The following is a 16932-nucleotide window of genomic DNA, read 5'->3' as shown; positions in this document are numbered from 1 at the left end:
GTCAGATGCGTTCGCTGGAAGACCTGCAGGTAGCGATGGCGGCTCGGCTCGCCGAGGAAGGTTTGGCCACCGCCGCGGCCGTGCCGGTACGCCGGAATCCGCGGCGGGCGCCGTTGTCGTTCGGACAGCGTTACGTGTGGGCGCATCAGCAGATTTCGCCCGGCAGCTCCGCCTACAACCTGTGCCTGGCGCTGACCTTCGAGGGCGAGCCGATCGATGCCGGAGCGCTGCGCACGGCCTTCGCCGCGCTCGTCGAGCGGCACGAGGTGCTGCGCACCACCTATCACACCGATGACGACGGTGAGCCCTATCAGCGGATCCACGCCGACCTGCCGCCCCGGCTGGAGGAGGAGGATCTCTCCGGTCTCGCCGAGGAACAGGCCCGGCAGCGGCTGCGCGAGCTGACCGAGGCCGCGGCCCGCGAAACCTTCGATCTGACAGCGGAATCCTCGCTGCGGGTGACCTTCGTCCGGATATCCGCCGCGGAACTGGTCGCGGTGGTGGTGATTCAGCACATCGCGTGGGACGGGATGACGCTGCCCGCCCTCTCCCGGGATGTGGAGAACTTCTACCGGCAGGCACTGACCGGTCCGGTCACGGTGGAGCCGCTGCGGTTGCAGGTCGCCGATTTCGCCGAATGGGAGGCCGACCGGTTCGCCGCCGAGGACCATACCGAGGATATTCGCTTCTGGCAGAGCCGCTTCGACGGTGAACTCCCGGAGCTGCAACTGCCCTACGATCGCCGCCCGGTGGCGGCCACCGAACGCGGCGCCCGCTGCGATCGCCCGCTGAGCGCGGCCGCCGACACCGCGCTGCGCCGCCTCACCGCCGAGCTGCGCACCACCCCGTTCTCGGTCTTCCTCGCCGCATACTACGTCGCGCTGCGCGAGATGACCGGTCGCGGCGACATGGTCATCGGCACCACCGTGGCCAACCGCGAAGAGTCCGGGATGGAGCTGCTGATCGGCAATCTCAGCAATATGCTCCCGCTGCATATCGCCGGCCGTGACGATCAGCGCTTCGCCGAACTGGTCCACCAGGTCCGCGGCGTGATCACCGACGCGTTCGGGCACAAACATTTCCCGCAGGAAGGCATCGTCCGCGCGGTGAACGCCGCGACCGGCAACGTCGGCTCGAATCTGTTCGACACGATGGTGCTGTTCCTGCACCAGAAGATCGACGGCCCTCAGCTGCCGGGCGTGTCCACCAGCTGGGAGCTGATGGACAACGGCGCCGCCCTGCTGCCACTGGTGGTGGAGACCTTCATGCACGGTGATCGGACCGACGTCCAGATCACCTATCGCACCGACCTTTTCGACGCCGTCACGATCGATCGCCTGCACGAGTACATCGATCTGGTGCTCGCCACCGCGACCGCCGACCGGCGGGTCTCGGAGCTGGCCACGCTGTCGGCAACCGACCGCGCGGCGCTGGCGCAGTGGTCGCACGGCGCCGCGGTACCGATCGAGGCGGATACCGCCGATGCGATGATCCGCGCCTCCGCGCGTACCTACCCGGACCGCACGGCCGTGGTGTTCGGCGATATCGAACTGACCTACCGCGAATTCGATATCCGGGTGAACCGGCTCGCGCGACTACTGCTGGAAGACGGGGTTCGGCCGGGCGATCGCGTCGGTGTCTACGCCGAACGCAGTGAACGGCTGCCGATCGCGTTCGCGGCCGTGCTGCGCGTCGGCGCGGTGTATTTCCCGATCGACCCCAGCTACCCGATCGACCGCATCGAGTACATGCTCGGCGATGCCGAACCGGCGCTGCTGCTGACATCGGCCGACAAGGCGCTGCGCGTCGAAACCGATGTGGCCACAATCGATCTCACCGCCCCGCAGGTGGTCGAACGCCTGTCCGCACTCGACGGCTCGGAGCTGGCGCCGGCCGCACTGCCGCGGCCCCTGCATCCGCTCGACCCCGCCTATCTGCTCTACACCTCCGGCACCACCGGCCGCCCCAAGGGTGTCGTGATCCACCACCGCGGCATCGCCAACCACGTGCAGTGGATGCGCGACTATCTCGGCTTCGGCGAGGAGCGCATCCTGCAGAAGGCGCCGATCGGCTTCGACGTCTCGGTCTTCGAACTGGTGAACGCGCTGTGCACCGGATCGGCGACGGTGCTGCCCCCGCCGCAGTGGTGGCAGGCCGATGTGGAGGCGCTCGCCGAAATCATCCACCGGCATCGCATCACGCAGATCTCGTTGGTACCCAGCGTGGTTCGCGCCTTCATCGACGCGGGACCGGATCCGGCGCGGCTGCAATCCATGCGGTACGTGTACCTGGGTGGTGAGGCGGTGCCGCCGGCGCTGGTCGAGGAATCGAGCCGCTTCTTCGGCGGCACGGTGCTCGGCCTCTACGGCCCCACCGAGGGCTCGATGGACCTGATGCACGAGGACTTCGCCGGCCGCACGAACACCGAAGCCGTGGCCGGCGCTGCGCTCGAACCGGCGCTCATCGGCCTGCCCGAATGGAATTCGTCGGTCTACGTGCTCGACGAGCGGTTGCGGCAGGTCCCGCCCGGTGTGATCGGTGAGCTCTACCTCGGCGGCGTGCAGCTCGCGCAGGGCTACCACCGCCGCCCCGATCTGACCGCCGGAGCCTTCGTGGCGTGCCCGTTCGCCGGTGAGCCCGGTGCCCGGATGTATCGCACCGGCGATATCGTGCGCTGGAATTCGCAGGGCCGCATGGAATATCTGGGCCGGGTCGACGATCAGGTGAAGGTTCGCGGGCATCGCATCGAACTCGGTGAGATCGGCACCGTGCTGCGCCGCGTACCCGGCATCGCCTCCGCCGTGGCGATCACCGTGCCGCAGAATGCTCAGAGCCATGACCTGGCGCTGGTGGCCTACTATGTGCCCGAAGCGAATTCGGAATTCGCCACCGGCGGCGACGCCGCAAACACCGAGCGCATCAAAGCCGCACTGGCACAACGTTTGCCGGAATACATGATCCCCACGGCACTGGTGAAGCTGGCGGCACTGCCGCTGACCGCCAACGGCAAACTCGACCGCCGGGCCCTGCCGCAGCCGGATCTCGGTGGCAGCACCGGCCACGGCCGGGAACTGCGTGCGGGCGCCGAAGCCGCGGTCGCGGAGGTGGTGCGCGCGGTGCTGCACCTCGGCGATACCACCGCGCTGGCGGCCGACGACGATTTCCTTGCGCTGGGCGGCGATTCCATCAGCGCGATCCGGATGGCGTCGGCGTTGAAGAAGTACGGCTTGCTGATCACCACCAGCGCCCTGTTCGACGCGCGCACCATCGCCCGCATCGCCGCGGCGTGCGAGCCGATCGTCGAGAGCGGCGGCCCGGCCCTGGTCGAGGCGGAGAGCCCGGCGGGCTGGATCCCGCTCAATCCCATCGCGGCCCTGCTCACCGAACGATCCGGCGACTACCACGCCTACACCCAGGCCACCGCGGTCGTGGCGCCCGCGCACAGCACGCGTGAGCAGATCGCCGAGGTGGTCTCGGCGCTGGCCGCACGCCATCCGATGCTGCGTGCCCGGCTCGGAACCGATCCACAGGGCGCCACGGCCTATTACGTCCCGGAACCGGACGAGCCGGCCGCCGCGCCCATCGTCGCGGAGATCGTGATCGGCGACGAGAACTGGGATCGCACCGCGGGTGCGTGCCTGAACGAGCAGCTGGCCGAGTTGAGCTCGCAGCTGGATCCCGCCGCGGGCCGCATGTTCGCCGCCGCCTGGGTGCACTCCGCCGACGGAACGCAAGGGCGGCTGCTGCTGGTCGTCCACCACCTGGTGGTCGACGGTGTGTCCTGGCGGGTTCTGCACGACGATCTGCGCGGCCTGTGGGGCGTCGCGGCCGCGACGGTCGAACCGCAGCCGGGGACCTCGGTCAAGACCTGGAACACCAGCCTGGTGCACGTGGCGAACAGCGACGCCGTCCTCGCGACGCTGCCGTACTGGCGCGCGGCCGCGGAGGCGGTGGATCCGCTGCTCGGCAGCCGCGCCCTGGACCCCGCCGTCGACACCGTCGCGACCGTTCGCGAGGTCACCGCCACCCTCGACGCGGACGACACCGCGTTCCTGATGAGCACGGCCACCACGGCTTTCGGCTGCGACTTTCTCGACATCCAGGTCGCCTCGCTGGCCGTGGCGATCCACCGCTTCCGCCGTCGTCGCGACCGGGACGCGCAGGCCGTGGCGGTGACGATGGAACGGCACGGCCGAGTCGAAACCCTGTTCAGCGGAGTCGATCTGGCCAACACGGTCGGCTGGTTCACCACCACCTATCCGGTGTCGCTACGTATCCCGGACGCGGGCGAGCGAGTCGAATCCGCGGTGAAAGCGGTCAAGGAGCAACTGCTCGCGGTGCCCGAATCGGGAATCGGCTGGGGACTGCTGAGCCGGCTCAACCCGGAAACCCGCACCGAGCTGGCGGGTTCGCCCTCGCCGCAGGTGAGTTTCAACTACATGGGCCGCTTCGCCGCCGCCGACGGTGAATCGGTCCGAACCTGGGATGCCGCACCGGAATTCGGCTACCTGGGCGGCCACGCGGATCCGGCCATGCCGGCCCCCGCCCTGCTGGACATCAACACCGTGGCACTGGCCGACGGCGACAGCGTGCGGTTGCATGCCTCCTTCCGCTTCCCGGCGGGACCGCTGTCCGACGACGAAGCCGGCGAACTGGCCCAGCTGTGGACCGAGGGACTGGGTGAGCTCGTGAAGACGGTGCGCGACAACCCGATTCGCCGCCTCACGCCCAGCGACGTGGTCGCCGACGAGGTGTCCCAGCTGGACCTGGATCGCTGGCAGGCGCTGTATCGGGGCTGCGTGGACATCTATCCGCTGGCTCCGCTGCAGGCCGGGCTGTACTTCACCGCGCTCGGCTCCGCGGGCAACGACGTCTACAACGTGCAGACGCTGATCGGGGTGCGCGGCGCACTCGACCTGCCGCTGCTGGCCGCATCCTTCGACACCGTGCTGAACCGCTATCCCAATCTGCGCGTGTCGATTTCGGTGTCCCATGCCGGACAGCCGTACGCGGTGGTCGCCGACCACATGCCGATCCCGGTGCGCGAGATCGACTTCGCGGACCTGCCCGACGCGCAGCAGCGGTTGCAGGAGTTCTTCCGCGCCGACCAGGCCGAACATTTCGACCTCACGCACGGACCGCTCCTGCGGGTGACGGTGGTGCATCTCCCCGACGACCACCACATGGTCGTACTGACCTCGCACCATCTGCTCACCGACGGCTGGTCGGGTCAGTTGCTGCCGCGCGAGATCTTCGCCGAATACGCCGGTCGCGGCGGGCAGCCGCTCGGCGATCCGGAAACCTTCGCGCATTTCCTGCGCCTCACCCGGGAACGGGAGCAGGCCACCGAGGCGGCCTGGCAGAGCTATCTCGACGATGTGCGACCGTGCCTCGTCGCCCCGGCCCGCACGTCCGGCAGTGGCGGCGTGCCGGAGGGACGCACGTTCGTCCTCGACGACGACACGGTCGCGCGCGCCACCGAACTGGCCGCGGAGCAGGGCACTACCTTCAGCCTGGTCTGCCAGCTCGCCTGGGCCAACGCGCTGCGGTACGTCACCGGCGAGCAGGCCACGGTGTTCGGTGAGGTGGTGTCGGGCCGGCCCGCCGATCTCGACGGCGTCGACCATGCCGTCGGCTGTTTCGCCAACACCATCCCGGTCGCGATCGACCTGGCCGGCGACCGGACCTGGCGCGACCATCTCGCCGAGATGCAACGGCACCGAGTGGAACTGATGGAGTACCACCAGTATCGGCTCACCTCGGCCATGCGGGCGGCGGGACGATCCGGCCCGGCGGCGCGCAAGCTGTTCGACAGCATGTTCGTCTTCCAGTCCTATCCGCCGGGGCGCGACGAGCTGGAAACCTCGTTGCGCGAGGGCGGTTTGGAGCTGGTGTCGTTCGAGGGCGGCGGCGCCACCGACAACGCCCTGCTGCTGATGATCTTCCCGGCGAATTCCCTGCTGCCCGGCGACGCCGTGCAGGCCGTGGTGTTCTACGCCGAGGACAGCTTCGAAGCCGACGATGCCCGCATCGTCGAGACCGCCTTCCGGAATACGTTGCGCGCCATCGCCGAACAGCCCGACCGAGCCGTCGCCGACACCACCGTGATCGACGACGAGGATCAGGGCCTGCTGGTGATGCGGCGGATGTGGCAGTGACAGACATGAGGAGTCAGACGAGCATGGCAGCAGCACCCGGTTGGATCCGGCAGTTCCACACACCGCGCGGTGCGAGCGCGCCGTTGATTATCTGCCCGCACGCGGGCGGCGGCGCATCGACCTACCGGCCCTTCTCGAAGCAGTTGCGCGAACATTTCGATGTCGGTGTGCTGCAGTACCCCGGCCGCCAGGACCGGGCTCGCGAGGCCGCACTGCAGACGCTGCCCGAGATCGCCGAGGGCGCCTTCGACGAATTCGCGCTCTCCCCGTGGAATCGCGACGAGCCGATCACGGTGCTGGGCCACAGCATGGGATCGATCGTGGCCTTCGAATTCGTGCGCATCGCCGAATCCGAAGGAGTTCCGGTGCGATTGCTCGCGGTCTCGGGTGCGGTGCCCCCGGGCCGGGTCGCCGAGATGCCGAACCATCCCACCGAGGACGAGCAGTTGCTCGACCATATGGCCGGGCTGGAGGGCACCGGCTCGGATCTGCTCGGCAATCGTGAGCTGATGCGGATGGCGCTCCCGGCGCTGAAGGCCGACTACGCCGCCTTCGACCGTTATTCCTGCCCGGCGGACGTGCGCGTGCAGGCCCCCGTCCAGGCGATGGGCGGCAGCGACGACGACTACGTCACCATGGGCGACCTCTACGGCTGGCAGCAGCACACCGAATCGCACCTGCGGGTGTCGATGTTCGACGGTGGCCACTTCTATCTGCACGACCACGTCGAGGGCATCGCGGAGCTGCTGGTCGCGGAAATGGAGACCACATCATGAGCGACGCGGATCCGATCGTCGTCAGCGGCTTCGCCGTCGAGGCGCCCGGTGGCATCGAGACGCCCGGACAGTACTGGGCGGCGCTGTCGCAGGCGCGCGATCTGACCGGGCCGTTCCCGCGCGACCGCGGCTGGCCGCTCGCCGAACTGCTGAACCTGTCGCGCCACGAAGGCTGGGCGGCCGTCCGCGACGCCGGTGGATTCCTCGCTCGCGCAGCGGAATTCGATCCGATGTTCTTCGGCATCACCCCGCGCGAGGCCGTCGCCATGGATCCGCAGCAGCGGGTGGCGCTGCGGGTGGCCTGGCGGGCGCTGGAGAACGCCGGCATCGATCCCGCGGCCATCGACGGTGACGAGGTGGGCTGCTATATGGGCGCCTCACCGACCGAATACGGTCCGCACGGCGCCGAGGTCAACGACTACTCCGGCTACCGCGCGGCCGGTGCCGCGCTCGGGGCGGTGGCGGGGCGGATCTCCAACTGTCTCGGTCTCGGCGGCCCGTCCATCGTGGTCGACACCGCCTGTGCCTCGTCACTGTCGGCGGTGCACATGGCGGCGGCGGCGATCCGCGCCGGGGAATGTGACTGGGCGCTGGCCGGGGCGGTGTGCGTGATGGGTTCGCCCGCCGCGTTCTTCGAATTCTCCAAGAACAACGCGCTGGCCGCGGACGGGCAGTGCAAACCGTATTCCGATGCCGCCGACGGCACGCTGTGGGGTGAGGGCGCGGGCGTTGTCGTAATGGAACGCGAATCGCGGGCCCGTGCGGCCGGTCGCCGGGTCTATGCCCGGGTGCTCGCCACCCGGGTCAATCACAACGGCGCGGGGGCACCGATCGCCGTGCCGAGCAGCCGGGCGCAGGAGCGGCTGATCCGCGCGACCGTTGCCGCAGCGGGTATTTCGCCCGAGGTCGTCGGCATGATCGAGGGACACGGCACCGCGACCGCGGTCGGGGATCCGCTGGAACTCGAGGCGCTGGACCGCGTCTACGGTTCGGGCTCCGCGCGCCTGGGCTCGGTGAAATCGAATCTGGGCCACGCCCAGGCGGCGGCGGGCATGCTCGGCCTGATCAAGGTGCTGCTCAGCGGTCTGCACGGACAGATCGCGCCGACCCGCTTCGCCGACAACCCGACCGGCAAGGTGGATTGGGACGCCACCGGCCTGCGGCTGGCCGCGAAACTCGAGGACTGGCAGCCGCACGACGGCGTGCGCTACGCGGCGGTGTCGTCGTTCGGCGTCTCGGGCACGAATGCCCATGCGCTGCTGGCCGTTCCGGCCGAAGAGGAGAGTCATGTCTAGCTATCGCCTGCCCGACGGCAGCGTTCCGATCCTGCTGTCCAGCGACAATCCGGATCTGGTGGGATCGGAGGCGGCCGCGATCGCGGACTACCTCGCCGGGCATCCCGAGGTGTCGCCGGATCGCGTGGCCGACATGCTGTTTCGCACCCGGTCGCCGCGCCGCCACCGTGCCCTGGTCATGGCCGATGCGCAGACCGATGTGATCGCCGCGCTGCGCGCCGTGGCCGACGGCCGTCCGCATCCGGCGGTGGTTCGATCGGAGCGCGCCGCGACCGCGCAGCGCGTGGCCTACGTCTTTCCCGGTCAGGGCAGCCAGCGCCCGGGCATGGGCGCGATGCTCTACGAGCACTCAGCGGCCTACCGCGACGCAGTCGACGAGTGCGACAAGGTCTTTCACGATCTCTACGGCTGGTCGCCGCGCGCCTATCTGCTGGAGGCCGACCAGCAGGCCGACGACAAGGCGCTGACCGTGCAGCCGGCACTGTTCATGCAGATGATCGGTGTGGCCGCGATGTGGCAGGCCGCCGGGGTCGCCCCGGGCGTGACGGTGGGGCATTCCCAGGGGGAGATCGCCGCCGCCTGTGTGAGCGGGGCCCAGACCCTGCGGGACGCGGTGCGGATCGTCACCACCCGGGCGCAGATCGTCGACAGCATGGAGCTGACCGGCTACTCGATGGCGGTGCTCGGCGTCGACCGGGACGAATGCGAGGACCTGATCGCCCGGCAGGCCGATTTCGTGGAACTGTCGGTGATCAATTCCCGGCATATCATCGCGATCTCCGGTGAACGCACCGCTGTGGTCGACATCGTCGAAACGCTCAATGCCGCAGGAAAATTCGCGAAAGAGATCCGGGTGCAATATCCCGCGCACACCTCCTTCGTGGCCACCGCGCGCGAACCTCTGTCGGGCACGGTGAGTTCGGAGATGGACAATGCGGCATTCCTCGACGCCGATATCGAGTGTTTCGGAGCCACCTTCGGCGACCGGCTGCATTCCGATCTGTCGATCGTGGACTACTGGTACCTGAATCTGCGCAACCGCGTGCGATTCGACCTGGCCGTCAAGAAGGCCGCCGCCGCCGGCGCGAGCACCTTCGTCGAGATCTCCGAACATCCCACGCTGATGCTCGCGATCCAGGAGAACCTGAGCGAAATCCCCGGGCAGCGGGAATTCCAGGCGCTGGGCACCTCCCGCCGCACCGCCGAGGACCTGCGGGAATTCACCCGCAATCTGGCGACCGTCGCGGTGCACGACGCGAATTATCGATGGGAGGCGCTGCGCGAACCCGGCGACGGTGGTGTGCCCGCACTGCCGCTGCTCGACTTCCCCAATACGCGGATGAGCGCCAAATCGCTGTGGGCGCCGTTCGATTACGCACGCGCCGCGCACAAGCCGCTCGCCGACAGCGATTCCGACGATTCGACGGTCGCCCCGCAACGGGTGGTGGAGACCTGGACCCGGTTGCAGCGGCGAACGATGGTGCCGCCACGGACCTTCGCGGTGATCGATCCGGCCGGCGCGAACGAAGATCTCGCGGCGGCCGTCCGCGCGGCCGCACCGCGCCAGGGTGCCACGGTCGTCGAGCCGGTTTCCGGCACGAGGCCGGACACCGTGGTGGTGCTGGTCCCGCCCTCGTCGGCGGACGGACCCGTGCACGACGTCGCCGAATTCCTCGGCGCCCGAGTCTGGTTGGACGACCTGGACGGTATCGGCGATATCTGGCTGGTGACCAGCGGCGGCGAACAGGTCGTCGAATCCGATCTGCCGGATCCGTTCCATGCCGCGGTGCAGGCCGGATTCCGCTGTCTGGCGGCCGAACACGTGGGCGTCGCCTTCCGGCATGCCGATCTGGGCGCCGGGGTCGACGCCACCGCGGCGGCCAAGGCGCTGCTCGGTGCGATCCACATCGCCGCGGAACCCGAACTGGCCGTGCGCGACGGCGGCTTCTACGCCAAACGGCTGATCCTCGACGACACCGCGGGCGACGCTCCGTTGCGTGCGGAGGAATTGCGCGAGGTCGTGATCGTCGGCGGCACCGGCAAACTGGGGCTGGATTTCTGTGCCCAGTTCGCCGCCGCGGGTGCGGACCGGATCACGCTGGTCAGCAGATCCGGAGGTACGGCCGCCGCCGGGGCGCGTATCGCCGAGATCGGAGCCCGGTACGACACCGAGGTCGTCGTGCGGCGCTGCGACGCGGGTGATGCGGAGGCGTTCGGCGCCCTGGCCGCGGAATACGCCGCGAGTCCGGCGACCCTGATCGTGCACGCCGCCGTGGACTACGAGGCGGCGGCCGCCGATCCGGACCCGGTCACCATCCGCGCGGCGGCCGACGCCAAATTCGTTGTGCTGCACAATCTCACGCGCATCTTCCCGCGCACCGGCGACGGCCGCATCGTGGTGTGCTCCTCGCTGTCGGCCACGCTCGGCGGGCGCGGGCACATGGTCTATTCGGCGGTCAACCGGATGCTGGACGCACAGGCCGCGCACTACCGGGCCGAGGGCATCCGATGCTCGTCGGTGCAGTGGGGTCTGTGGCGGGCGGTCGGCGCCGACCACGCCGAAGCGCTGGCCCGCATCAGCGGCACCGGACTGCTGCCGATGGACCCGGCGGTGGCGGTCGCCGCCGGTTTCGCGCCGCGCGCGGCCAACGTTCTGGTCGCCGCCGCGCAGTGGGGACGGATTCGAGACCTGTTCTCGGTCTTCGGTTTCGCGCCGCAGTTCGCCGAGCTACCCGAGGACGAGCCGGAACCTGCGCCGCCGGTCGCCGAGCCCGCCGCCGAACCCGTGCCCGCCGCGGAAGTTCCGGCCGTGCCGCGCGACGTCGCCGACTCCGTGCGCGACGCGCTGCGCGGGGTGATGGGGCTGGAGCCGGACGAGGCCGTCGACGGCTCGGTTCCGCTGGTGGCGCTGGGTCTGGATTCGCTGCAGGCGCTCGATCTGCGCAAGCGGGTAGAGGCCGAGTTGCGGCGGGATCTCCCCGTCACCGCCATCCTCGGCGGCGCCTCCCTCGACGAGGTGGTGGCGCTGCTGGGCTGATGCCGAAGCGGTGGAGTCGGTCGAATAATCAAGTTAGCCTTACCAAAGTAATTGGGTGGGCGCTCGGACGGAGAGCATGGTGTCGAATTCAATGGGTGGTCCGGCGGATACGGACGACGCGATCGTCGTCGAGGGCGTGGAGAAGACCTTCGGCCCGGTGCGTGCGCTGAGAGGTATCAGCTTCAGCGCCCCCGCGGGCAGTGTGCTCGGCGTGCTCGGGCCCAACGGCGCGGGGAAGACCACCACGGTGTCGGTGTTGTCGACGCTGATCCGGCCCGATGCCGGCCGTGCGCGGGTGGCCGGCTTCGACGTCGTCACCCAGGCCGCGCAGGTGCGGTCGTCGATCATGCTGACCGGGCAGTACGCGGCGCTCGACGAAATGCTCACCGGCCGGGAGAATCTGGTGCTCTTCGCGCGGCTGATGGGATTGCGGCGCAAGGCCGCCGCGCAGCGCGCCGAGGAACTGCTGGAACGGTTCGCGCTCACCGAGGCGGCGGAACGACGGGTGGGCCAGTACTCCGGCGGTATGCGCCGGCGCATCGACATCGCCTGCGGATTGGTCCGCCCGCCACGGGTCGTATTCCTCGACGAACCCACCACCGGCCTGGACCCCGTCAGCCGCCAGAGCCTGTGGGCGCTGGTGCGCTCGCTCAAGGAACAGGGCGTGACGATCCTGCTCACCACCCAGTACCTCGAGGAGGCGGATGCGTTGAGCGACAACATCATCGTCGTCGACAAGGGCACGGTGATCGCCGAGGGAACCGCCGATCAGCTCAAGGCCCGCTCCGGCGACAGCTACTGCGAGGTCGTTCCGGTCGACGCCGCGGATGTGCCGGCCGTGGCCGCCGCGCTGGCGAACCTGGGCGAGGTCACGATCGCCGAATCGAAGGATCGGGTGTCAGTGCCGGCGCCCGGCGGCGCGGTGACGCTGTCGGAGGCGCTCGACCGAATCAACACCGCGGGAATCGAATTGATCGATATCGCGCTGCGCCGCCCCTCCCTCGACGAGGTCTTCATCCAGCTGACCAAACCGGCCGAAGAGGTATCGGCATGAGCGCGGCGACCACCGAAACGCCGGAACTGTTCCGGGTTCCGGCCGGTCTGCAGTGGTCCGCCCTGAGCGGGCGCATGATTCGCAGCGCCCTGCGCGAAGGCGATCTCGTGCTGGCCTTCGCGGCGCCCGTGGTGTTCTTCGTCTGCTTCTATGTGCCGCTGCGGCATTCCATGGAAGCCGGCGGTATCGACTACGCCCAGTACCTGCTTCCGCTGATCGCGGTCTTCGCCATGTTCTTCACCTCCATGTTCGCCGGTGACCGGGCGGCACGAGAGGTCGTCGGCGGCATGGCCACACGCTTGCGGGCGATGCCGGTGCCGCCGTGGATTCCGGTGACCGCGCGGATGTCGGCGAATCTGGTGCGTGCCGTCGCCGCCTTCGCCGGGGCGCTGGTCATCGGCACGAGCTTCGGATTCCGATTCCACAGCGCGGATTCCGCGCTGGTCTTCGTACTGGTGGTCCTGGCTTTCGGCGCCACCCTGGTGATCGCCACCGATGCGCTCGGCACCATCACCCGCAACAGCGAACTCAGCGGCACGGTCTTGTTCGGCCCGCAGTTGCTGCTGGTGATGACCTCCACCGGATTCGTTCCGGTCCAGGGCTTTCCGGGCTGGATCCAGCCGTACGTGCGCAATCAGCCGGTCTCCCAGATCACCGACGCGCTGCGCGGGCTGGCCGCGGGGCAGTACACCTCCGAACTCCGCGTAGCCGCGATCTGGATCGCGGTGCTGCTGGTGGTGGCCGCGGTTCTGGCGGTGCGAGCGGAAGGGCGCCGGGCATGAGTGAGGTGACCGGAAAGTCCCCGGTAGGCACAGCCGTGAGCGAGGTGGTGATGGGCGATTCTCCCGTGCTCGGCAACCGGATCGGCGATCTGGGCTCACAGACTCTGGTGGAGACCGGTCGCCTGCTGCGGCGCTGGTCGCGGCAGCCGGAGGTGATCACCAGCACGCTGGTGCTGCCGATTCTGCTGCTGCTCATGTACGACCTGGTGCTGGACAAATCCCTCGGCGCCACCGGCGGGGCCGACCCGATCTACGGTTTCGTGCCGATGATCGCCGTCGCCGGAGCCATGTACGGCGCGATGGGTACCGGCATGTCGTTGTACGCCGAGCGGGAAAGCGGTCTGCTGCGCCGGTTCTGGGTGCTCCCGATGCATCGCTGGGCCGGGCTGTCCGGCCGGCTCGCCGCCGAATGCGCCCGCGCGCTCGCGGCGACCATCGTGGTCGTCGCCGTCGGTATGGCGCTGGGCCTGCGTTTCCAGCAGGGCTGGGGCGGTGCGATCGGCGTCCTGCTGGTGCCGGTGATCGTGATCGCCGGATTCACGCCACTGGTCGTCGCGGTCGGGGTGAGCAGCGCCGGCGACAAGGTGGTGCAGCTGTTCGCGATCGTCGTGCTGGTCGGCATGTTCTTCAATTCCGGATTCGTACCGGTGCAGAACTATCCGGGCTGGTTGCAACCGGTCGTGCGGGCCCAGCCGATGAGCTGCGCCATCGAGGCGATGCGCAACTTCACCCTCGGTGGTCCGCTCCTGGTTCCGGTGTTGCAGACGGTCGCATGGTCGGCAGGGCTGATCGTGGTTTTCGGCGCCATGGCCATTCGCGGTTATCGGCGGGCCGTTCAGAGTTGACCGGTCCGCCTCCGGACAACCCGTTAGCCAGTCGTTAGCGAGACACGCCGACCGTCATTCTGATTCCCCGAAGATCGATACGTCTTTTTCGGTACTGTCGAGATCCGTTTGTTCGTTCCGATAGGCATCCCGAAGCTCAGGAAAGGACGAATCGTGCGGAGCCGGATTCGCAGTTGTACCGCTGTCTTGTTCGGAGCTCTCATCGCAGTCGCGGGCGGAATGGTTTCGGCGCCGCATGCCTGGACGCAGCCGTCGGCGCAGGCCGCCGCCGACGATTTCTACGTTCCCCCGGCGCCGTTGCCCCCGGGGCCTCCGGGTGCCATCGTGCGGGCCCAGCCTGCGTCGTTGCTGTTCTCGGCGCCGGGACAACCCGGTGTCGTCCCGGCGATCTCGACACGCATGATGTATCTCAGCAACGACACGCACGACGCGCCGACCGCGGTGACGGGCACGTATCTGCAGCCGATCCTGCCCTGGACCGGCCCCGGTGAACGCCCACTGATCGCGTACGCGGTCGGCACGCAGGGACAGGGCGATCAATGCGCGCCCTCGAAATTGCTCCCGCAGCTCGCCCAATACCAGCCGCCGGTCGACGTCATCGCCGAATACGATGTGTTGGCGTTGTATTCGCTACTGGCGCGCGGGATGGCCGTCGTGGTCACCGATTACCACGGGCTGGGCACACCGGAAACGCACGACTTCCTGAACCGGAAAGCGCAATCCTATGCGGTACTCGACTCGGCGCGGGCCGCGGAGCAGTTGCCGAACAACGGCCTGGGACCGCAGTCGCCGGTCATCGTGTACGGCTATTCCCAGGGCGGTATGGCCTCGGCCGGTGCGGCCGAACTGCAACCGAGCTATGCGCCCGAACTGAATATGCGTGGCGCGTACATCGGCGGGCCGGTGGTGGATCCCGAATACTTCATCGGCTTCAACGAGGGCCAGCCGAGCCTGTCCGGTGCGGTCGGCTTCACGCTCAACGGTATCGCCGCCGACTATCCCGACACTCGTCCGGAACTCGACGCCGAACTCAACGACGCCGGCAAGGCGCTGATGCGCGATGCGGCGGGCAAATGCGCCATCGCGGTATCGATCGACAATCCGCAGCGGCAGACGGCCCAATTCACCTCCAGCGGACAGCCACTCACCACGGTGATCGACCGGTCGCCGGCGTTGAGCCAGGCCTTCGCCGATCAGCGCATCGGTAGCGGCACGCCGTCGGCGCCGGTGCTCATCGCCTCGGCGAGGAACGACGAGGGTGCGCCGTACGCGCCCATCCGAGAGGTGGCCGCCGCGTGGTGCAGCCGGGGCGTGCCGGTGCAGATGGACGCGAACTCCCAGCTGCCACCGATTTCCGGTGTCATCGGCACCCACGATCTCGCGTTCTTCCCGTCGTTGGCGGCGTCGCAGATGTGGCTGACCGATCGGCTCGCGGCCGCGCCCGCGGCCGGCAACTGCGCCGCGCTGCCGTAGCGGCCCGTGCCCGGATGGGCGACGGCGTTCATCCGGGCCGCTGATGTTCGATCGCTCGACGCTCGAGATACATCCGCTGAGAACGCAGGGAAGGATCGATCGTGAGGGGCTTGATCCGCAGATGGAACGCAGTTCTGTTCGGCTCGCTCGTCGTCATCGCGGGCGCGGCGATCTCGGCGCCACCCGCGTCGCCGCAACCGGCTGCGGAGGTCGCCGCCGATGATTTCTACATGCCACCGCCGGTGCCGCCGATGCCCCCGGGTGCGATCCTTCGTGCCCAACCGGCAGCGCTGGTGATGTCGGCGCCCGGCCAACCGGGTGTCGTGCCGGCGGCGTCGACGCGAATGATGTACATCAGCAGCGACACTCACGACGCTCCGACCGCGGTGGTGGCGACCTATCTGCAGCCGACGCTGCCGTGGACCGGCCCGGGTGAACGTCCGCTGGTCGCCTACGGAGTCGGCTCGCAGGGCCAAGGCGATCAGTGCGCGCCGTCGAAGGTGCTGCCGCAGCTGGCTCAGTTCCAGCCGCCGTACGACGTCATCGCCGAATACGACGTCATCGCGCTGACGTCGTTGCTCGCGCGCGGTATGGCCGTGGTGCTGACCGATTATCACGGTCTGGGCACGCCCGATGTGCACGATTTCCTGAACCGGAAAGCGCAGGCGTATGCCGTACTCGACTCCGCGCGTGCCGCATTGCAGCTGCCCGGCACCGGGCTGAATCCGCACTCGCCGGTCATTCTGTTCGGCTACTCCCAGGGCGGCATGGCCTCGGCCGGCGCCGCCGAACTGCAATCGAGTTATGCGCCGGAACTGAACGTGCGCGGGGCCTACATCGGCGGCCCGATCGTCGACCCGGAGAATTTCATCGGCTACAACTACGGCCAACCCGGTGTCGGATCCTCCGCGTCGTTCACTCTCAACGGTATCGCCGCCGACTATCCCGAAACGCGTCCGATTCTCGATGCCGAAATCAACGACGCCGGTAAAGGACTGATGAACGACGCTCTGGGCAAGTGCGCCATCGCGGCGTCATTGGACATTCAAATACGGCGAATAACGCAAATCACCACCAGCGGAGAACCTCTCACCGCGGTCATCGACCGTTCTCCAGCGCTGAAAGCCGCATTCGACGAGCAGCGCATCGGAACCCGGGCGCCCTCGATGCCGGTGCTCATCGCCTCGGCCGCGAACGACGAGGGCACGCCGTATCCGCCGGTTCGCGCCGTGGCCGCCGGGTGGTGCGCCGGTGGCACTCCGGTTCAGCTGGACGCGAATCCGCAGGTGCCCGCTGTCACCGGCGTCGTGGGCACCCACGACCTGGCCTATTTCCCGTCGCTGATGACCGCGGATGCATGGATGACCGATCGGCTGGCCGGGCTGCCCGCGCCGAGTAACTGCGGCGCCCTGCCGTAGCGAGCCCCACAGACGCCGCCCGCCGATCAGGGTGGGCGGCGTCGCGGTGTCTCGTACCGAAAACCGGGCCTGGCAAAAATCGGGGACATACCTT

At 68.7% G+C, this 16932-nt stretch carries 9 protein-coding genes; all 9 read left to right on the top strand.

Going from position 1 to position 16932, the window contains the following annotated elements:
• Window positions 1-5 precede the first annotated feature (5 nt).
• Window positions 6-6158 carry a non-ribosomal peptide synthetase gene (locus NK1_RS18750; protein ID WP_063010322.1) on the top strand — a complete coding sequence of 2051 codons (6153 nt, stop codon included), beginning with the start codon at window positions 6-8 and terminating at the stop codon, window positions 6156-6158.
• 23 nt (window positions 6159-6181) lie between these two features.
• Window positions 6182-6934 (top strand): thioesterase II family protein, encoded by a 753-nt coding sequence (locus NK1_RS18745; protein ID WP_063010320.1) that lies wholly within the window; start codon window positions 6182-6184, stop codon window positions 6932-6934.
• Window positions 6931-8229: a beta-ketoacyl [acyl carrier protein] synthase domain-containing protein gene (locus tag NK1_RS18740; protein WP_063010318.1), complete on the top strand. Its 1299-nt coding sequence runs from the start codon at window positions 6931-6933 to the stop codon at window positions 8227-8229. The genes NK1_RS18745 and NK1_RS18740 overlap by 4 nt, the downstream gene beginning before the upstream one ends.
• Window positions 8222-11266 carry a nocobactin polyketide synthase NbtC gene (gene nbtC / locus NK1_RS18735; RefSeq protein ID WP_063906046.1) on the top strand — a complete coding sequence of 1015 codons (3045 nt, stop codon included), beginning with the start codon at window positions 8222-8224 and terminating at the stop codon, window positions 11264-11266. The genes NK1_RS18740 and nbtC overlap by 8 nt, the downstream gene beginning before the upstream one ends.
• A gap of 76 nt (window positions 11267-11342) precedes the next feature.
• Entirely contained in the window at window positions 11343-12320 is a 978-nt protein-coding gene (locus NK1_RS18730; protein WP_245660654.1) for an ATP-binding cassette domain-containing protein, read from the top strand.
• Window positions 12317-13102, top strand: coding sequence for an ABC transporter permease (locus NK1_RS18725; RefSeq protein ID WP_063010314.1), 786 nt, complete (start codon window positions 12317-12319; stop codon window positions 13100-13102). Before NK1_RS18730 ends, NK1_RS18725 begins: the two co-directional genes overlap by 4 nt.
• On the top strand, window positions 13099-13947 hold the full coding sequence (locus NK1_RS18720; RefSeq protein WP_245660652.1) for an ABC transporter permease: 849 nt from the start codon (window positions 13099-13101) through the stop codon (window positions 13945-13947). Before NK1_RS18725 ends, NK1_RS18720 begins: the two co-directional genes overlap by 4 nt.
• 153 nt (window positions 13948-14100) lie before the next feature.
• Window positions 14101-15420 carry a lipase family protein gene (locus tag NK1_RS18715; protein WP_157104341.1) on the top strand — a complete coding sequence of 440 codons (1320 nt, stop codon included), beginning with the start codon at window positions 14101-14103 and terminating at the stop codon, window positions 15418-15420.
• A gap of 101 nt (window positions 15421-15521) precedes the next feature.
• Window positions 15522-16838 (top strand): lipase family protein, encoded by a 1317-nt coding sequence (locus NK1_RS18710; protein WP_157104340.1) that lies wholly within the window; start codon window positions 15522-15524, stop codon window positions 16836-16838.
• Window positions 16839-16932 lie beyond the last annotated feature (94 nt).

Source organism: Nocardia kruczakiae NBRC 101016 (assembly GCF_001612965.1).
Classification (GTDB): Bacteria; Actinomycetota; Actinomycetes; order Mycobacteriales; family Mycobacteriaceae; genus Nocardia; species Nocardia kruczakiae.
This window is presented reverse-complemented; position numbering and strand designations above follow the sequence as displayed.